The 18,319-nt window shown below is 32.3% G+C and carries 18 protein-coding genes, 2 tRNA genes and 1 pseudogene; 14 read left to right on the top strand and 7 right to left on the bottom strand.

What is annotated here, in order from left to right:
- Positions 1–174 precede the first annotated feature (174 nt).
- From KA883_RS04465 to KA883_RS04450, 4 genes are all read left to right on the top strand, one after another.
- A complete protein-coding gene (locus tag KA883_RS04465) occupies positions 175–972 on the top strand; it encodes a TerC family protein (protein WP_046208076.1) in 798 nt (265 codons plus the stop codon).
- A gap of 190 nt (positions 973–1,162) precedes the next feature.
- Positions 1,163–2,917 (top strand): S1C family serine protease, encoded by a 1,755-nt coding sequence (locus KA883_RS04460; RefSeq protein WP_046208077.1) that lies wholly within the window; start codon positions 1,163–1,165, stop codon positions 2,915–2,917.
- Positions 2,918–2,935: 18 nt separating this feature from the next.
- Complete coding sequence (locus tag KA883_RS04455; RefSeq protein WP_210139880.1) at positions 2,936–4,294, top strand: TrkH family potassium uptake protein; 1,359 nt, start codon at positions 2,936–2,938, stop codon at positions 4,292–4,294.
- A gap of 196 nt (positions 4,295–4,490) precedes the next feature.
- A complete protein-coding gene (locus KA883_RS04450; protein ID WP_046208079.1) occupies positions 4,491–5,999 on the top strand; it encodes a bifunctional metallophosphatase/5'-nucleotidase in 1,509 nt (502 codons plus the stop codon).
- Positions 6,000–6,189: 190 nt separating this feature from the next.
- On the opposite strand, the gene KA883_RS04445 is transcribed toward KA883_RS04450, so the two are convergent.
- Both KA883_RS04445 and KA883_RS04440 read right to left on the bottom strand, forming a co-directional pair.
- Positions 6,190–6,792: a CPBP family glutamic-type intramembrane protease gene (locus tag KA883_RS04445; protein WP_046208080.1), complete on the bottom strand. Its 603-nt coding sequence runs from the start codon at positions 6,790–6,792 to the stop codon at positions 6,190–6,192.
- Between the two features lie 5 nt (positions 6,793–6,797).
- Positions 6,798–6,983, bottom strand: coding sequence for a YkvS family protein (locus KA883_RS04440; protein ID WP_002508073.1), 186 nt, complete (start codon positions 6,981–6,983; stop codon positions 6,798–6,800).
- A gap of 197 nt (positions 6,984–7,180) precedes the next feature.
- Here KA883_RS04440 and lplA point away from each other — a divergent pair, with 197 nt between their 5' ends.
- Entirely contained in the window at positions 7,181–8,170 is a 990-nt protein-coding gene (gene lplA, locus KA883_RS04435; protein WP_046208081.1) for a lipoate--protein ligase, read from the top strand.
- 78 nt (positions 8,171–8,248) lie between these two features.
- Here lplA and KA883_RS04430 read toward each other — a convergent pair whose 3' ends face one another.
- A complete protein-coding gene (locus tag KA883_RS04430; protein WP_046208082.1) occupies positions 8,249–8,467 on the bottom strand; it encodes an IDEAL domain-containing protein in 219 nt (72 codons plus the stop codon).
- A gap of 251 nt (positions 8,468–8,718) precedes the next feature.
- Here KA883_RS04430 and KA883_RS04425 point away from each other — a divergent pair, with 251 nt between their 5' ends.
- The 3 genes from KA883_RS04425 to KA883_RS04415 all read left to right on the top strand — a co-directional run bounded on the left by KA883_RS04425 (position 8,719) and on the right by KA883_RS04415 (position 9,601).
- On the top strand, positions 8,719–9,282 hold the full coding sequence (locus KA883_RS04425) for a competence protein ComK (RefSeq protein WP_046208083.1): 564 nt from the start codon (positions 8,719–8,721) through the stop codon (positions 9,280–9,282).
- 153 nt (positions 9,283–9,435) lie between these two features.
- A tRNA-Asn gene (locus KA883_RS04420) sits at positions 9,436–9,510 on the top strand.
- A 2-nt stretch (positions 9,511–9,512) separates the two neighbouring features.
- Positions 9,513–9,601: transfer RNA gene (locus tag KA883_RS04415), tRNA-Ser, on the top strand.
- Between the two features lie 734 nt (positions 9,602–10,335).
- On the opposite strand, the gene KA883_RS04410 is transcribed toward KA883_RS04415, so the two are convergent.
- Positions 10,336–10,677 (bottom strand): magnetosome magnetite crystal formation protein family, encoded by a 342-nt coding sequence (locus KA883_RS04410; protein ID WP_080937822.1) that lies wholly within the window; start codon positions 10,675–10,677, stop codon positions 10,336–10,338.
- 96 nt (positions 10,678–10,773) lie between these two features.
- Between KA883_RS04410 and KA883_RS13730 the strand changes: the two are divergent.
- A pseudogene (locus KA883_RS13730) lies at positions 10,774–10,905 on the top strand (nucleoside triphosphate pyrophosphohydrolase family protein); the annotation flags it as partial.
- Between the two features lie 400 nt (positions 10,906–11,305).
- Here KA883_RS13730 and KA883_RS13725 read toward each other — a convergent pair.
- Together KA883_RS13725 and KA883_RS04405 are read right to left on the bottom strand one after the other, a co-directional pair.
- Positions 11,306–11,395, bottom strand: a complete 90-nt coding sequence (locus KA883_RS13725) for an SAR1012 family small protein (RefSeq protein WP_019469096.1) — start codon at positions 11,393–11,395, stop codon at positions 11,306–11,308.
- A gap of 108 nt (positions 11,396–11,503) precedes the next feature.
- Positions 11,504–11,716 carry a TM2 domain-containing protein gene (locus KA883_RS04405; protein WP_046208085.1) on the bottom strand — a complete coding sequence of 71 codons (213 nt, stop codon included), beginning with the start codon at positions 11,714–11,716 and terminating at the stop codon, positions 11,504–11,506.
- Positions 11,717–11,892: 176 nt separating this feature from the next.
- Between KA883_RS04405 and KA883_RS04400 the strand changes: the two genes are divergently transcribed.
- Complete coding sequence (locus KA883_RS04400; RefSeq protein WP_046208086.1) at positions 11,893–12,444, top strand: GNAT family N-acetyltransferase; 552 nt, start codon at positions 11,893–11,895, stop codon at positions 12,442–12,444.
- 84 nt (positions 12,445–12,528) lie between these two features.
- Here the strand turns inward: KA883_RS04400 and KA883_RS04395 are convergent, their stop codons facing one another.
- Positions 12,529–13,467 (bottom strand): 1,4-dihydroxy-2-naphthoate polyprenyltransferase, encoded by a 939-nt coding sequence (locus tag KA883_RS04395; protein WP_046208087.1) that lies wholly within the window; start codon positions 13,465–13,467, stop codon positions 12,529–12,531.
- 190 nt (positions 13,468–13,657) lie between these two features.
- Here KA883_RS04395 and KA883_RS04390 point away from each other — a divergent pair, with 190 nt between their 5' ends.
- The 4 genes from KA883_RS04390 to menB are packed head-to-tail and all read left to right on the top strand — an operon-like array spanning position 13,658 to position 18,289.
- Positions 13,658–15,010, top strand: a complete 1,353-nt coding sequence (locus KA883_RS04390) for an isochorismate synthase (RefSeq protein ID WP_046208088.1) — start codon at positions 13,658–13,660, stop codon at positions 15,008–15,010.
- Positions 15,003–16,685, top strand: coding sequence for a 2-succinyl-5-enolpyruvyl-6-hydroxy-3-cyclohexene-1-carboxylic-acid synthase (gene menD, locus KA883_RS04385; RefSeq protein WP_046208089.1), 1,683 nt, complete (start codon positions 15,003–15,005; stop codon positions 16,683–16,685). Before KA883_RS04390 ends, menD begins: the two co-directional genes overlap by 8 nt.
- Positions 16,672–17,478, top strand: a complete 807-nt coding sequence (gene menH / locus KA883_RS04380; RefSeq protein ID WP_046208090.1) for a 2-succinyl-6-hydroxy-2,4-cyclohexadiene-1-carboxylate synthase — start codon at positions 16,672–16,674, stop codon at positions 17,476–17,478. The genes menD and menH overlap by 14 nt, the downstream gene beginning before the upstream one ends.
- Complete coding sequence (menB, locus tag KA883_RS04375) at positions 17,471–18,289, top strand: 1,4-dihydroxy-2-naphthoyl-CoA synthase (RefSeq protein WP_046208091.1); 819 nt, start codon at positions 17,471–17,473, stop codon at positions 18,287–18,289. Before menH ends, menB begins: the two co-directional genes overlap by 8 nt.
- Positions 18,290–18,319 lie beyond the last annotated feature (30 nt).

Here is an 18,319-nt window from a genome sequence, read left to right as displayed (position 1 = left end):
TGGGCAGAAAAATACTGTCGAGTGAGACCTTTGCTTATAAATGTTACAAACATACAAAATATATAAAGCTAAAAGTTTAATTTACTATAGGCGTGTATATGATCGAAAATGTGTGTAGCATTTACTTAGCTTAGGTCTCTATTTTTATGTAAAAAACTAAAGGAGTTGTCCTAAATGGATCCGAGTTTAATTTTACCTTATTTATGGGTTCTAGTAGTACTGGTATTTTTAGAAGGATTATTAGCAGCAGATAATGCTGTCGTAATGGCAGTCATGGTTAAACACTTGCCTCCAGAACAACGTAAAAAAGCATTGTTTTATGGACTGTTAGGTGCATTTATTTTCCGTTTTATTTCTTTATTTTTAATAAGCATTATCGCACATTTTTGGTGGATTCAAGCATTGGGTGCAATTTACCTATTATACATGTCCATTAAGAATCTCATATCATTCTTTAATGAAAAAGATCACCAAAAAGAAGATGGTACGGATGACCACCATTATGATGAGTCAGGTGAGGAAATACATGCAAGTCCAAAAGCATTTTGGGGTACAGTATTAAAAGTAGAATTTGCAGATATTGCCTTTGCGATTGACTCTATGTTAGCTGCACTTGCTATTGCAGTAACTTTACCTACTGTTGGTATACACTTTGGTGGTATGGACCTTGGACAGTTTGCAGTCATGTTCTTAGGTGGTATGCTAGGTGTAATCATCATGCGTTTTGCTGCCACTTGGTTTGTAAATCTATTGAATAAATATCCTGGTTTAGAAGGTGCTGCATTTGCAATTGTCGGCTGGGTAGGTATTAAATTAGTAATAATGGTGTTAGCGCACCCAGATATTAAAATATTACCGGAACACTTCCCACACAGTGTATTATGGCAATCTATTTTCTGGACGGTTATGATTGCACTTGTGATTATTGGTTGGTTAACTTCTGTTAAAAATAATAAAAAAGAACATAAATAATATAAATAAGTCTGAGCATAAAAACTATGTCTCAGGCTTTGTTTTATTTTTCATGAGATAAAGTTAGAATTTTTTAATAAAAGAGACTATAATCTGTAGTATGCTAACTTTATATGACAAAATAAAGCAGAAAAATTATATTTGATATGTCATAATAGAATTGCAATCAAAAGTAATAGGGGGGCTTATTGTGACGCAAAATAAAAAACATGTCATCCCAAAAGCAAAGTATGGACGCAAACGACGTGAATACTTTCATAACGAGGAACGGGAACAACGTGTGCAACAAGAACGTCAAGCTAGAAAACAGCGTGAAGAAAAGGCTGAAATACTTGCTAAAAATAATGAAGAGCGTGTGAAAGAAAATTTAAGAAAAGCACGTATTGAAAAGCTTACACAAGAAGAAATTCAGCAACAACAAGCCATTGCTGCTGCGCGGAACTCAAAACATACACCAGAGAGAACAGAAAACGATGAGTCAACCTCAGCGGACAATATCAATCATCCATACAATGAAAACGAGAACATAGCGGATGAAAAAAATAATATAAATTCAAAATCATCACATGTTGAGAATGTGGATCAAAATAACAGTGCACAATCAAATGAACAACATGTCCCAGCTGAAAAACAGCAGGAAGAAAACTTTTACTCAGAGAATGCACAACAATCTAGAGTCGATGATTATTTGAGTAATGATGAACAAACATCTTTCCAAATGAAGCACCAAAAAAGTGCCAGTGAACATTCGAATCGTAACAATGAAACTAAGCATGAAAGCACAGCTAATACTTCTGATAAAGTTAAGGCTTTCTTTATTGAACATTGGGCTAAAATTTTAATTGTTGTTGCAGTTATTGTTTTACTTACACTCATACAAGCTATATTCAAAAATGTTGATGAAAATGGTACTTCAAATGATAGCGTGTTTAACGATAATCAAAATAAAGATAAAACTTATACAACAACAATGAAAAGTGCAAACAGTGCAATTCATTCAGTAGTAACTGTTGAAAATGATACAAGTGATGATAGAACTTCTGCCGAAAAAGAGACACAAGAAGCAGGTAAAGAAAATGAATTAGGTTCAGGTGTCGTCTACAAAAAAGTGGGCGACTCTATTTTTATTATGACCAACGCACATGTGGTTGGAGATAAAAAAGAACAGAAGATTACATATGGTAATGATGACTATGCGATTGGAAAAGTTGTTGGCACGGATAAGTATTCAGATATCGCCGTTGTTAAAGCTAAAGTAAAATCGGATAGTAAAGTGAAACCAATTAAAATAGGCGATTCCAGTACTTTAGTACTAGGTGAACCAATTATAGTCGTAGGAAACCCTCTAGGTGTAGATTTTAAAGGAAGTATTTCTGATGGTATTATTTCAGGTTTGAACAGACACATACCAGTGGATATCAATAAAGACGATCAATATGATGTGTTAATGAGTGCTTTCCAAATAGATGCACCTGTAAATCCGGGCAACTCAGGTGGAGCCGTGATTGATAGAAATAGTAAGTTAGTAGGTATAGCATCCTTGAAAATAGATATGGATAATGTTGAAGGTATTGCCTTTGCCATACCGGTCAATGACGCTGAAGACATTGCCAAGCAATTAGAAGATAAAGGTGAAGTTAAATATCCTAATACAGGTGTGAAGATTGCTAATATTAGTGAGGTTGATGAAGCTACCAAACAATCTATTAATTTACCAGAAGATGTTAAAAAAGGCGTGCTAGTAGGTGATGTTAAAAAAGGTTCATTAGGTGAAAAATCCGGGTTGCAAAAAAATGATGTCATAGTAGAATTAGATGGTAAAGCATTAGAAGATAATCTTAGATACAGACAAATTATTTTTAATCATAAAGATGATTTAAAAACGCTACCAGCTAAAATATATAGGGATGGTAAAGAAAAGGATATTAAGATTAAACTGAAGTAACGTTGAGGTGAAGAAACGTTGTCCATTTTCAACCAATTGTTAAAAAAATCAAGTCCTCAACAAGGGATTGTAATGTATTATATCGCGGCAATTATCGTGGCATTTTTAATGCTGAACTTGCCGTTTGTCCATAAGTCCAATGTCTCTGTAGATCCAATTGATTCCTTGTTTGTTGCTGTGTCAGGTGTCAGTGTAACAGGTCTAACGCCAGTTAACATTATTGATACTTACACAACATTTGGCCAAGTGGTTATCATGCTGATACTAAATTTAGGTGGTATTGGTGTTATGGCCATTGGAACTATGCTGTGGGTTGTCTTAGGTAAACATATTGGTATGCGTGAACGCCAATTAATCATGCTTGATAATAATAAACATACGATGAGTGGTACTGTGAAATTGATTTTAGATATTGTTCGAACAATCATTATCATAGAACTTGTTGGTGCATCATTATTAGCATTTTATTTCTATAGAGATAACCCCGACATTCAATATGCAATTATGCAAGGATTATTTGTATCGGTATCAGCAACAACAAATGGTGGGCTTGATATAACTGGACAATCACTTATACCATATGCAAATGACTATTTTGTGCAAACTATTGTTATGTTTTTAATCATGTTAGGTTCAATTGGCTTTCCTGTATTGATAGAAGTGAAAGCATATATCAAAAATCGAATTCCTAATTTTAGATTTTCATTATTTGCAAAAATCACAACGGTCACTTATTTTGGTTTGTTTATTTTCGGTGTATTAATTATCCTTTTATTCGAACATAACCAAGCTTTTCAGAATATGAGTTGGCACAAATCGCTATTTTATGCATTATTCCAATCAGCTACCACAAGGAGCGCAGGGCTTCAAACTATTGATGTAAGTGGTTATGGAGAAGGTACGAATATCGTTATGGGTATACTGATGTTTATAGGTTCATCCCCAAGTTCTGTCGGTGGGGGAATTAGAACTACGACATTTGCGATTTTAATATTATTCCTTTTAAACTTTAGCAACCAACCTGAAAAAACGTCTATCAAAGCATTTAATCGTGAAATTCACATAACTGATGTTCAACGTTCATTTGCTGTTTTTATCATGGCTAGCATATTAACTTTTACGAGTATGATTTTTATACTGGTTGTTGAAAATGGAAAGGTTTCATTTTTACAAGCGTTTTTTGAAGTTATGTCGGCATTTGGAACTTGTGGATTATCATTAGGTATTACTGGTGATGTGAATGATATGAGTAAAGGTGTCTTGATGGTGTTGATGTTAATTGGCCGTGTTGGTTTAATCAGTTTTATTATTATGATTGGTGGACGTAGAGAACCTGATAAATTTCATTATCCTAAAGAACGCGTACAAATTGGTTGATTGTTAAATGTAAATCTGATCTGAATAGTTTGTGAAACAATGGTGCCAGTACATCTAACAAATGATGTACTGGTGCTTTTAGTTTCAGGATCAAAGCGTATAGTTGGCAAATATTCACTGTTGATGATAAATGTTTATTATTATTTCAAGCTATTTTAGAAACGTGTTAGACTAATATTAATGAGGGGAGAGGCGTATGAAAAAAAGTGAAAAAATCGCAATAGACATTATCACTACTTCTGATATGCATAGTTATTTTCAAAGTGGTGAGAATAATTCCAATATTTATAGGGCAGGATCTTATGTTAAAAGTATTAGAGAAACAAATGATCACGTTATTTTATTAGATAGTGGTGGTAGTTTAGCAGGTTCGTTAGCAGCATTTTATTATGCAGTTGTAGCACCTTATAAACGTCATCCAATGATAAAATTGATGAATGCTATGCAATACGATGCAAGTGGTATTAGTCCTAATGAATTTAAGTTTGGTCTGTCATTCTTTTCAAGGGCAGTATCATTGTCTAGGTTTCCATGGTTATCGGCAAATATTGAATATAAACGTACAAAAGAACCATATTTTTCTACACCATATACAATTAAAGAAATAGAAGGTGTAAAAATCGCAATAGTGGGTTTGACTTCAGATGGGCTAATGGAGCGTGAACATTTTGAAATGGAAAATGATGTACGAATTGAAAAAACATTACGCTCTTCTAAACGTTGGATTCGATTTATTCATGAAAGCGAAATGCCAGACTTTTTAATTGTTATATACCATGGTGGACTAAATCAACTAAATAAAACCTCTAATGAGCGTGAGCAAAATGTAAATGAAGCGGAAAAAATCATGCAGACCCTAGGCGTTATTGATTTATTAATTACTGGTCATCAACATCAAACGTTTATCGGTAGAGATGATCAGACGCTTTATGTACAAGCAGGACAAAATGCTGAACAACTTATACATGTGAAGATTAACTTTAAAAAACGCACAAATTCGTATGAATTAGAAGATGTCAATTCTAAAATTGTAGATTTAAATCATTATCCAGAAGACCAAGCATTATTAGATTTGACTTTTTATGATAGAAAAACAGTTTGTAATTGGAGTGAAGAAAGCATAAACGAAAATGCTTTGTCAGCAGAGGTAAATGGTTTGAGTGATGTTATAACAAAACCTCATCCATTCACACAGTTATTACATGATAGTATTCGATTAGCCTATGATTATGATATATCTTGTGTACACTTACCAACGAGTGGTGAAGAGGGGCTCAATGGCATCATTACAAATGAAGATTTATTTAATGCCTATCCTCATCCAGATGTCCCAGTTGATTTAACAATGAAAGGTCAACAGATTCATGATATTTTAGAGTATTGCTATTCACATATAGCTTTTAGTGACGGCGCATTGAGCTTAACAATCGTAGATGAAACCTTATGTACGTTTTGGCAAGGTGTTAACTATACAATAGATATGAATGCAGAGCCATACCATCGTGTGACATTGGAAAATATTAAATTAGACCACATGTATCGTGTAAGTATGACTGATTACTGCTATAGAAACTATAAGCAATATTTAGAAGATGCTGTCATTCACGAAACGGGTGAAATTACGATGGTTGAATTAATTGCTAGAAATTTAAAAGATAATGACTATCACATCGAACAAAAACAAACATTTAATGTTATTATTTGATAAAATTTATGTGCTATAAAAATCTCTTAAAACCAAAGAAAACGCCAATTTCTATATTATTTCAATAGAAATTGGCGTTTATTTTCATTCAGAGACCTTTTATGCCCTCATCTTTTTCAAACTGTGGGGTATAAGCTGTAAAATCTTAATCTTTTTTACATCATTCATAAGCTTGTGTTTCTATTTCAATTTATCCGTGGAAAATTAATAGAATAACTACTGCAACAATTTGTGCTATGACAGTTGTAGCAATTCTACGCGTATAATAATAACTTAATGAAAGTACAATTTGAACGATGAATACAAAGAAAACAATCCACATTTTATCTAGATAGAAAAATAAAGAAGCAGAACAAATTGCTGTTATTAATACGCTTAACCACATTGGAATGTTTAATTTGAGTAGTTCTTTTTGTAATACAGTTCTCATATAAAGTTCATGACACGGTATCACAAATAATAAAGTAACTAACATTTGCCATTTAAAGTATACACCTGTTCGTGTTAACTCTTTAATCAGTGATGCGTACTGAATATCTGATGAGATAGCTGCTAAAACTAGCTGTATAATAATGAGTACGATACCCGTAATAATACCTATCCCTAGAGATGTTAATAATCTTTTTGATTCAATATCTCTTTGGTAAAATATATAACTGATACCTGCGATAAGCATGATACCAGTATAAAGGTACCAGTATTCTTGCTTTTCACCCCACATGATATATAAAATAATGTGAAATACGATGAAGCTTACAATAAACCAGATTAAAGCGTTTGAAATTCTATTCATATAAACTATCCTTCTTGTTCGACGATTGTATATCGCTTGTGATTGATGACAGTTTTTTCAGGCAGGTCTAGATCATTGAAGTTTTCCATAATTGTTAAATCTACAATTACAGAGTTATCATTAATTTTTTCTACGCGGCCTTTTAAACCGTCATAAAATTCTACTATATTTCCGACTTCTGCGACAGTCATATTGAATCCTCCCTAGAAATGCTAACTAGATAGTATTATACAAAAAAACGACAGACAAATAAACAAATAACCTTTAAATATACAGTTATCATTCTTTTTTTAGAAAAATTAGTATAAATCAGTTAAATGATTGGCATTTTTAATGAAAATATTGCATAAATAAGGTAAGGGTATTAAGAGGAAAAGGAGTGCAGTATATGAAATTTATTAGTAATAATGATATTACAGATCCAACATTAAATTTGGCAATGGAAGAATATGTATTAAAGCACATGCCGAATGACGATAGTTATTTTCTGTTTTATGTCAATCGTCCTTCAATTATTATTGGCAAAAATCAGAATACGATTGAAGAAGTGAACCAACCTTATATTGATGAACATGGTATAGATGTAGTCAGACGTATTTCAGGTGGCGGTGCCGTGTACCATGATACAGGCAACCTAAACTTTAGTTTTATAACGGATGATGATGGCAATAGTTTTCATAATTTTAAAAAGTTCACTGAACCTATAGTGGAAGCATTGAAATCACTTGGATTAGATGCAGAAATGAGTGGCCGAAACGATATTCAAATCGGTAAAGCTAAAATTTCCGGTAATGCCATGGTCAAAGTAAAAGATAGAATGTTTAGCCATGGTACTTTAATGTTAAACAGTGAATTAAATGAAGTTCAAAATGCCTTGCGTGTGAATCCAGCAAAAATTAAATCGAAAGGTATTAAATCTGTGAGAAGTAGAGTTGCTAATATCTCAGAATTCTTAACTGAACCATTAGATATTGATACTTTTAAAGAAATTATTTTAAAAACAATATTTGGTGAGGCTACACAAGTTGAAGAATATAAGCTTTCAGACGAAGATTGGGCAAATATAGAGCAATTAAGTAATGAAAAATATCGTACTTGGGAATGGAATTACGGTAGAAATCCTAAATATAATTTTGAACGAGAAGAAAAATTTGAAAAAGGATTTGTTCAAATTAAATTAGATGTTAAAAAAGGAAGAATTGAACATGCTAAAATTTTCGGTGACTTCTTCGGTGTGGGAGACGTTACTGAATTAGAACATGCATTGGAAGGCACATTGCATGACTTTGATAGTATAGAAGAAGCATTAGCAGATTATGATATCTATCACTATTTTGGAGATATTGATAGATATGAGTTAATCAGATTAATGTCTTAAATAAACAATATAAAAGGTCTATTCGCTAACTTTAATTAATTAGTGAATAGACCTTATTTTAAATATATGACAACTAAATTAACCAACGAGATATGCCTCCAAATGTTTATATTCTTCTGTATAGCGTTTGAAATCATTCTCGTTTTTATTTTTAAGTGCATGATCGATGAGATTTTCTAATTGTTGCTTACGGACATTCCTTAACGATTCATCAATGATTAATTCGATACCTAAGTCATTAATTGTTGATACAAAAGACTCTAAAGTATTGTATTTTACATGTGTATTATGTTTCATTATCAACACAACCCCTCTATCTATATTTAAAATACATTATACAAGGTTTTGATTTTTAAATCAACGAATATTCTGACTTTTCCGAAAAAATAAGTGTAAAACGAAACTTTCAATAATTAAAAAATAGAAAAAGATTCGTAACTGAAATTTAATTGTAGAATATATAGAAAATATTTTATAATATAAGTTGATTTTAAAATGATGATAGTATATTATTTGAGTATCACCAAAATTGTAAGGAGGTTACAACTATGATTCAACCGTATATTATTAAAAAAGGTGATATGTCATTGCAACCGTGCCATTTACCCGTTGGCCAATATGAAGGAACAAGAGTGCTAAGGTATAAAGAAGATGAAAGTACAATAAAAGAACGTACCCACAAAATTATTGACCGCTCTTGTAGATTTTATGGTAGTAGTTATGTTTTTAAAAAAGAGGATACCATTCGAATTACAGGTATTAGCAGCAAGCCCCCGATTTTATTCACTCCTTTATTTCCTACTTATTTTTTTCCAACACATTCTGATAGAAAAACACAAAATACATGGATTAATATCCATTATGTTCAAAGTATTAAATCACTAAAAGATAAAAAATGCAAAGTGAACTTTGTTGATAATCAATCTATCGTTGTAAACATTTCAGCTCATAGCATGCAACATCAATATTTAAATGGTATTTATTATTATTATATGATGGATAGAGCGGCAAGAGTTGCAACTTTTGATCCAGAATCTCCTATAGATTATACAAAACCACAATTAAATATATATGAAGCACTTGCTAAGTATTCTTTGTTTGAAAGTAAATAGTAAAGTTTATTAAAAATATTAATGTAAAAGTAGAATATGCGGAATATTATATTAATTTAGTGTAAATGTTCTGCATATTTTTTTACGATATCTCTTGAAAATTTGCTATTAATTGATATAATAATATTTGTGCTTGATTAGAGATACTATTTATCCACAGTAGCTCAGTGGTAGAGCTATCGGCTGTTAACCGATCGGTCGTAGGTTCGAGTCCTACCTGTGGAGCCATTGGAAACGTACTCAAGTTGGCTGAAGAGGCGCCCCTGCTAAGGGTGTAGGTCGCGAGAGCGGCGCGAGGGTTCGAATCCCTCCGTTTCCGTAAATTAGATAATCCCATTAAGTTGACGTGAGTAAAACGTTGATTTGACGGGTTTTTATTATATTTGGATAAGTTTGGCTAAGTGTCTTAAATGAACTTTTAAGACGATGAAACGCCAATAGTTATATAGATTTTACAAGATACGCCAACGCATTGGTGTGAGTTTCCATACTTTCTAACGCTTGAATAGCCTTATCGTTTTCGGCTTTAACTGTTTCCGTTAAAACAGAAAAATCATTTCAAGTAAATACTTTGGATAACAAAAGAACATTGTTAAATCAGCGTTCTTTTTATTTTATGAAAAATATACAAAAGTGAATTCTATAAATTTTGGTCAACATGGGACGACTTGAACACTTTTAAAATTTTTTGTCCGTTGAGTTGTCCAGCTAGAAATTAAAGGCTTTAAGTAGCTTATCATCTTCCTGTGATTTCAATTATTCAAGCAAATGATTATATACTCACCAAGTAATTTCAATATTTGCATGACCTAATCTTTTACTAATATATGGCATTGAAAATTCTTTACTTTAATATATTGATGCATGGGTATGTCTTATCAAAAGTGATGTAAAATTATCAACATTGTTTCTAACAAGAACTTTTTTAAAGTCTTTATAGCTGCTTTATTTGTAATTAATGTCACGGCAGTATTGATAGATTGTAGTATGTAGACGATGAAAGGGAGAGAATATAAAGATGGAAAAAGCCATCCAGTTAAGGATGGGACAATATTATTTATCCGTAAGCAATTTGATACCACGAATGATGTTGAAAAGAAATATAATGCCAGCAATGAGTAATAAAAAAATGCCTATACCGAATGAAACATTAGATATTACTTCTTGATTGTCAAAAGGTTTATCGAAAACTTCTCGAGAAAAGATGAAACCTAGATTTGCAAAGAATAAGAAAATATATACCCAAATGTGATTAAATAATGCTTTTCTACCATGAGTAGAAGTTGGTTTTTCAGCAAATATCCAAACGAATATTGGAAATATAATTGGTGCGAAAAACACACTGAAATAACTTAGTGATGATAAAATATTTTGATTTTTATTAGATTGATTCAATATAATCACCTCCAAAGCAATTAAAACACTTAACAAAATAAATTTGAAGCAATATATAAAATCTAACAATATTGTTAGATAAGGAAGAATATTTAAATTACGAACACACTAGATCAATTATTAATACAAGTAGAACAATGGAGTATAGATATAAAATTACATAATGGTAATTCAGATAGACGAACATTAAAATTCTATGAAGAAGCTGGCGAAGTCGGTGCAGCATTATAACGTAACAAAATGGAAGATTTAAAAGACGGTAAAGGTAATGACGAATTCCCGTTAAATTGATGTAAATAATACGTTGATTTAACTTTTTTTGTTACGTCCGGTTAATTTTCGATAAATACGTAATAAAAATTATGCGACAACATTAGCAAATAGTAATTGCTTTTCAGTAAAACATAAAAGTAAGTTTAAATGAATAATTTAGATGTGGATGGGTGCAGAAAAGAGAGAGATTTATTATTATATGGATTTGTTTTCCGTTATTGCAATGTGACTAGAGCATCATTGCTCATACATAAGCTCGCTAACTCAATAAATAGAGAAGTGGTATTAGGGATTGCCTGATCTAGCTCATGCATAAGCCCCACTAACTCAATAAATTGAGAAGTGGGGCTTTAATTTATTTTGTTTTTTTACTTATTAAGTTTCTAATTCCTCTTACAATATAACCGACAATCAGTGTTCTAAAAACACGTTTTATAATATTCATAAAATTTTACCTCCTAAACGAAACTCATACATGCTACTTACATACCTTTACCCATTTTTTATAAGTGTAATGAAAATGTAAGGGATTTTTTAGCAAGTTAGTATAAAACTATTTTTCGAGGGTAATGAGACCATTTTCATCTGCTTTGTTAAAGAAAATTGTTAATATCCCGCTAATTATAGCAATAATATAAGGGATGCCAGTCCAAAAAAATATTAAATGTATAATACCTTGTAGTAATTGGTTTGAGTAAAATTTATGTATGCCACACCAACCCAAAAGAAATGCAAGTACGACGTATATAACTTTGTTTACTTTCATGTGTATAATGTCCTTTCATTTTCTAGATTATTGTATTAATTATCTCTTAAATAGTGAAATTGAACAAATAAAACAATGTGACAAAATTTGAATTATATGGTTGTTATTACATCGAAATTTTAAATTGATTCAGATATAATGGAATTAATAATCGTAATAAATAAAGGAGAAATAAAATGATTAGAAAAGCTAAGCCTAGTGACAAAAAAGATATTGCAGAATTATGTTATATCATTTGGAGTCAATTAGATATCGATATGGTAAAGGAAGTCGAAAAATTTCGTTTGCTAAATATAATGGAACAAAGCATGGTAGATGTAAAATATAGAGGGCACATTAGTAATGTATGGGTGTATGAAATTGATGGTAACGTTGCAGGCTGTTTGATTGCATATCCTGGCAGTAAAGAATTAGAACTTGAACAAGCATGGCTAGACATGGATTTAGAGGAAGATATAAAATCTTATGGCACACCAATGCCGATGAAAGAGGCTGCTAATGATGAATGGTACATTGAAACTGTAGCAACATTTCCTCATTTTCGTGGAAATGGTGTAGCAACGAAATTGATTAAACATGTCATTTCAAACTACCCAGATGAAAAATGGAGTTTAAATTGTGATGTTGATAATACTGCAGCATTACGTGTCTATGAAAAATTAGGTTTTGAAATTAAAAGTGAATTTGATTTATATGGACATATGCATTATCACTTAGTACATGTTTAGCATATACTAGTAAAAATACAAAATCGTTCATCAAATGAATGAAGAACGATTTTGTATATATAATAAATTAAATACAGAGTGTTATTAAATCCCACCCAATAAAGCACTGATATAGATACCTAATGCATAAAGGAAACCAAAGAAAGTATTTGTTTTTCCAGTAGCAGCCATTGCAGGCATCATTGTTTCAGGTGTGTCGTTCTTTTTAAATCTTCTAACTGCTTTGATTGGCATTGGGAAAGATAATAAAGCTAGCAAGAAGAAAATCGAACCACCAGGTTTAAAGAAAGTGATATAGATAACGAGCAAATAAGCGACGATATACATCAATGCTAAAAAGCGAACAGCATTATTTTTCCCTAATAAAATGGGTAATGTTTTTCGACCACTTGCCTTATCTTTAACCCAATCCCTGATATTATTGCCCATGTTGATAAGACCAATTGTGATTACGATTGGAATGCTAATCCATACCGCTAAACTTTGTATGTTACCAGTTTGGATAAAGAAGGCAATTAAAATAATTATCATACCCATAAATATTCCTGAAAATAGTTCTCCAAAAGGTGTCCATGAAATCGGGAATGGTCCACCTGTATATAGGTAACCTACTGCCATGCATACTAACCCAATAGGAAGTAACCAGAATGAACTTTGGAAAGCGATAAATATACCTAAAATCGCTGCGATAATATAAAATGTTATGGCTAAGTTCATGACTAATTTTGGACTCATGCCATTTCGTACAATTGCGCCACCGATACCTACTGAAGTATGGTCATCTAAGCCTTTTTTAAAATCATAGTATTCATTAAACATGTTTGTAGCTGCTTGGATAAGTAAACATGCCACTAGCATAGCAATGAATAAGCTAAGCTTTAGATGATCTTCACTACCTAGAAGGAATATTTTTGCAGTTGCAGTACCTACTAAAACTGGAACTACTGCAGCAGTCAATGTGTGTGGCCGCATTAAGTGCCAGTATTTTCTGACTGTTGAATATTGTTGGTATTGAGATGCCATAATGATTTACCTCGAATTCTTTTAATATAATTAATTTTTATCAAATTAATTTTAATAGAAGAAGTTGTAAAGGTCAACTTACGTAAAAATTGTCTACATGAAATAAGCTGAAAAACGTACACAGATTGTGAAAAGTGGTACAATATTATAATGAGTGTAAACTGATATTGAAATGAAAGAAGTGAAATAGATGACTTTAGATGTCAAGGAAAGTGAAATTGTCGAAGCGGTATACGAAAGTAACCATACTTGGGTTTCTGTAGAAGCAAAATTAGATTATGAATTAGAGCCTACATTATTATTTCATTTAACCGAAGATTGTGCGGGAGACCGTTTTTATTTCAAGAAAAATGACAACGAAACTTCATTCTTTGGCTATCATGCTATCACGAGATTTAAAAACGATTTTGAAAATAAACAATCTATTTTTCGTGAGTGGGAAAAGTATAAAAATGATATTGAGTTAATACATCCAAATTCAGAAAGACATCATTTGAAAATTTGTGGTGGTTTCCAATTTTCAACGCATAAATCAGGTGATGAATGGCGTGAGTTTGGTATTAATCATTTTGTCTTACCTGAAGTACTCGTTACGATGGAGCAGGGACAATCATTTATAACGTATACAGTAGAAGCCGATAAGTTTGAGATAGATACTTTCTTAGCAATCATTGATAGACTTACACAAAAGGACGTTCAACCTAGTGATGAAATAGGGGATATTAAAAGAATTGACGATATTTATAAAGACGAATGGCGTGAGTTAGTTAAAGATACAATTGATATTTTAGATGAAAATAAAAAAATTGTCCTTGCAAGAAAAAGGCTTATTATGTTTGATAAAAACATTAACATTCCATATATACTCAATAGGGCAATGCAGGGTGAACATAATAGCTACTTATTTGTGCTTGAATCACAAGATAGTGTGTTTTTCTCCCAAACCCCTGAGCAATTAATGGAAGTCAAAGATGACGTGTTATCGACGAAAGCTGTTGCTGGTACAATTAAAAGAACACATCGAGATGACATAGATAAGGCAAATATTGATGCATTTTTAAACGATGACAAGAATTTAAATGAGCATCATTTTGTTGTTAAAAGTATATTAAATGATATCAAACCTTATGTAGAAGAAATTACATTTAATAAAAAACCTCAAATTTTAACAAATGATCATTTATATCATTTATATACCAAAATTGAAGGACGGTTGTTACAAAATTCATATATTGGATTATTAGATAATCTTCATCCTACACCAGCATTAGGTGGTTATCCTAAGGAAGAAGCAATTTCTTATATTGAAAATAATGAATTTGGTACACGAGGTCTATATGGCGCACCAGTAGGATATATTGATATGTATGATAACTGTGAGTTCATCGTAGCTATTAGATCGATGTTAATTAAAAAGAATCAAGCTACTTTATTTGCTGGTTGCGGTATTGTACAAAATTCTGATGCTGATAGTGAAGTAGAAGAAACTGCGGTTAAATTCAATCCGATGATGAAAGCTTTAGGAGTAGAGAAATATGAGTAATCACACAGACGCTTTAACAAAACAAGTTTTTACATTAGTCTCAGAACTATATGCATATGGCATAAGAGAAGTGGTAATAAGCCCTGGTTCTCGTTCAACGCCACTAGCTATTGCTATAGAGGCACACCCAAAACTGAAATCTTGGATTCATCCAGATGAACGTAGCGCTGCTTTTTTTGCGATGGGGTTAATGAAAGGTAGTGAAAGACCAGTTGCAATTTTATGTACATCTGGTACTGCAGCTGCCAATTATACGCCTGCAATTGCAGAAAGTGATTTAAGTCATTTACCATTAGTCGTATTGACGAGTGATAGACCGCATGAATTAAGAGGAATAGGTGCACCGCAAGCGATAAATCAAACAAATATGTTCGAGAATTATGTTCAATACCAATTTGATTTTCCAATAGCAGATGCCGATGAATCACAAGATTATTTGTTAAACACTATCAAATTTCAAATACAAAAAGCAAGCCAATATTTCTACGGTCCGCATCGTGGACCCATACATTTGAATTTGCCATTTAGAGAGCCATTAACACCGAACCTAGAAAAAGTAGAATGGTTAAATTCAGATAATAAGATCTTGCCTCATTATCAAAAAACAGCAAGTTTGAATGAAATCAAAACGATTATGCAAAAACGTAAAGGCATCATTGTTGTGGGTGATATGCAACATCAAGATGTAGATCAAATACTTACTTATGCAACCATACATGACATGCCTATTTTGGCAGACCCTTTGAGTCAATTACGTAAAGAACATCATCCTAATGTAGTGACAACTTATGATTTACTGTATAGATCGGGGTTATCTATAAATGCTGATTTTATTATTCGCGTAGGTAAACCAGTGATTTCTAAAAAAGTAAATCAATGGTTAAAAGCTACAGAAGCTTTTCAAATATTAGTGCAAAATAATGATCAACCAGATGCATTTCCAAAGGTACCGCATGTATCTTACGAAATGTCGGCCAATGATTTCTTTAGGCAGCTTTCTGAAATTCCAACTGTAGAACGAAAAAATTGGTTAGAAAAATGGCAATCACTAGAAAAGCAAGCACATATTAAAATCAAAGATTATTTGAGAACTGCTACGGATGAGTCAGCTTTTGTAGCAAATCTATTAGATAAATTGACGAAAGAGGATGCATTATTTGTTAGCAATAGTATGCCAATCCGTGATGTCGATAACTTATTTATAGATTGTGAAGCAGAGATTTATGCTAATAGAGGTGCAAATGGCATAGATGGTGTTATTTCTACAGCGATAGGAATGGCAGCACATAAACGTGTCACATTATTAATAGGTGATTTAGCATTTTACCATGATATGAATGGTTTACTTATGTCAAAATTAAATGATATTAACTTAAATATCATACTTTTAAATAATGATGGCGGCGGAATTTTCTCCTTTTTACCACAAAAGTCGTCTGCTGATATTTATTTTGAAAGACTATTTGGTACACCGACAGGATTAAACTTTGAACATGCTGCATTACTTTATGATTTTTCTTACAGACGTTTTGAAACAATTGAAACTTTTAAGTATGCAGAACTGTCAAAACTTGGTGCACATATATATGAAATCATTACAAATCGTGATGAAAACTTAAGCCAACACCAAAATCTTTATTTGAAATTGAGTGATATTATAGATGTTACATTATAAATTTCATCAATCTACAAAGAACTCAAATGATTTGATCGTATTATTACATGGATTTATAAGTGATCAATCGACATTCGATGAACATATCAAAACGTTCACGGATGAAATCAATGTATTAACCATTGACTTGCCAGGTCATGGTTTTGATCAATCAAGTGAAACGAGTACTTGGAATTTCGAATTTATCTGCCAATTATTAGACGATACATTAGCTTTGTTTAAGGCGTATCGTATTTTTTTACACGGTTATTCTATGGGTGGTAGAATCGCTTTATATTATGCGCTTTATGGAACGTGCCACTTAAATGGATTGATATTAGAAAGCAGTTCACCAGGAATTGCAGATGAAGACGACCGCATCGAAAGAATTCAAATTGATCAAGCACGTGCAAAAGTTTTAGAAATCGCTGGATTAGAAATTTTTGTAAATGATTGGGAAAAATTACCTTTATTTCAAAGTCAGTATAATTTAAATACAGAAACAAAACGAAAGATTCGTCAAATGCGATTACAACAAAATCCTGTGAGATTAGCAAAAGCTTTACGAGATTATGGTACTGGACAAATGCCTAACTTATGGCCAAAAATATCAGATATTGCAATTCCAACTTGCATAATTGTAGGAAGTTTCGACGAAAAATTTATAAAAATTGGTTATCACATGTGCGACTTAATACCAGAGACGAGTCTATTTGAAGTTAAAGGTAGTGGTCATACTGTACATGTGGAAGAAATAACAGAATTTGATAAAATAGTGTTAGGTTTTATTTTTAAGGAGGAGCAAAATGACTAGACAATGGGAAACAATTAAAGAATATAAAGAGATTAAGTACGAATTTTATAACGGTATAGCCAAAGTAACTATTAATAGACCTGAAGTTCGTAATGCGTTTACGCCGAATACGGTACAAGAAATGATAGATGCATTTACAAGAGCTAGAGATGATCAACGTATTTCAGTTATTGTCCTTACAGGTGAAGGTGATAAAGCATTCTGTTCAGGTGGAGACCAAAAAGTACGTGGCCATGGTGGCTATGTAGGTGAAGATCAAATTCCGCGTCTTAATGTGTTGGATTTACAAAGATTGATACGTATTATTCCAAAACCTGTCATCGCTATGGTTAGAGGATATGCAATTGGTGGCGGAAATGTATTAAATGTTGTTTGTGACTTAACAATCGCTGCAGATAATGCAATATTTGGTCAAACAGGTCCAAAAGTAGGATCATTTGATGCAGGTTATGGTTCAGGATATTTAGCGCGCATTGTAGGACATAAAAAAGCACGTGAAATATGGTATTTATGCCGTCAATACAATGCACAAGAAGCTTTAGACATGGGCTTAGTAAATACTGTTGTACCTTTAGCTGATATAGAGGATGAAACGGTGAAATGGTGTGAAGAAATGATGCAACATTCTCCGACAGCATTAAGATTCTTAAAAGCAGCGATGAACGCTGACACTGATGGATTAGCAGGATTACAACAAATGGCGGGCGATGCTACGCTGTTGTATTACACAACAGACGAAGCTAAAGAAGGCAGAGATGCGTTTAAAGAAAAACGTAATCCTGATTTTGATCAATTCCCTAAATTTCCATAAGTAAAGATATTTAGTAACAACGCGTCAATA

Source organism: Staphylococcus sp. GDY8P54P, from assembly GCF_017892645.1.
Lineage (GTDB): Bacteria > Bacillota > Bacilli > Staphylococcales > Staphylococcaceae > Staphylococcus > Staphylococcus ureilyticus.
The sequence above is the reverse complement of the archived record's forward strand: the minus strand, read 5'-3'. Positions and strand labels throughout refer to the sequence as shown.

Excerpts from the sequence above, each read along its gene's own strand:
- KA883_RS13725 (WP_019469096.1), bottom strand. The coding sequence starts at position 11,395 with ATGAATATTATAAAACGTGTTTTTAGAACACTGATTGTCGGTTATATT.
- lplA (WP_046208081.1), top strand. The coding sequence starts at position 7,181 with ATGAAATTTATTAGTAATAATGATATTACAGATCCAACATTAAATTTG.
- menH (WP_046208090.1), top strand. The coding sequence starts at position 16,672 with ATGTTACATTATAAATTTCATCAATCTACAAAGAACTCAAATGATTTG.
- menD (WP_046208089.1), top strand. The coding sequence starts at position 15,003 with ATGAGTAATCACACAGACGCTTTAACAAAACAAGTTTTTACATTAGTC.
- KA883_RS04465 (WP_046208076.1), top strand. The coding sequence starts at position 175 with ATGGATCCGAGTTTAATTTTACCTTATTTATGGGTTCTAGTAGTACTG.
- KA883_RS04395 (WP_046208087.1), bottom strand. The coding sequence starts at position 13,467 with ATGGCATCTCAATACCAACAATATTCAACAGTCAGAAAATACTGGCAC.
- KA883_RS04400 (WP_046208086.1), top strand. The coding sequence starts at position 11,893 with ATGATTAGAAAAGCTAAGCCTAGTGACAAAAAAGATATTGCAGAATTA.
- KA883_RS04450 (WP_046208079.1), top strand. The coding sequence starts at position 4,491 with ATGAAAAAAAGTGAAAAAATCGCAATAGACATTATCACTACTTCTGAT.
- KA883_RS04440 (WP_002508073.1), bottom strand. The coding sequence starts at position 6,983 with ATGACTGTCGCAGAAGTCGGAAATATAGTAGAATTTTATGACGGTTTA.
- menB (WP_046208091.1), top strand. The coding sequence starts at position 17,471 with ATGACTAGACAATGGGAAACAATTAAAGAATATAAAGAGATTAAGTAC.
- KA883_RS04390 (WP_046208088.1), top strand. The coding sequence starts at position 13,658 with ATGACTTTAGATGTCAAGGAAAGTGAAATTGTCGAAGCGGTATACGAA.
- KA883_RS04405 (WP_046208085.1), bottom strand. The coding sequence starts at position 11,716 with ATGAAAGTAAACAAAGTTATATACGTCGTACTTGCATTTCTTTTGGGT.
- KA883_RS04430 (WP_046208082.1), bottom strand. The coding sequence starts at position 8,467 with ATGAAACATAATACACATGTAAAATACAATACTTTAGAGTCTTTTGTA.
- KA883_RS04445 (WP_046208080.1), bottom strand. The coding sequence starts at position 6,792 with ATGAATAGAATTTCAAACGCTTTAATCTGGTTTATTGTAAGCTTCATC.
- KA883_RS04425 (WP_046208083.1), top strand. The coding sequence starts at position 8,719 with ATGATTCAACCGTATATTATTAAAAAAGGTGATATGTCATTGCAACCG.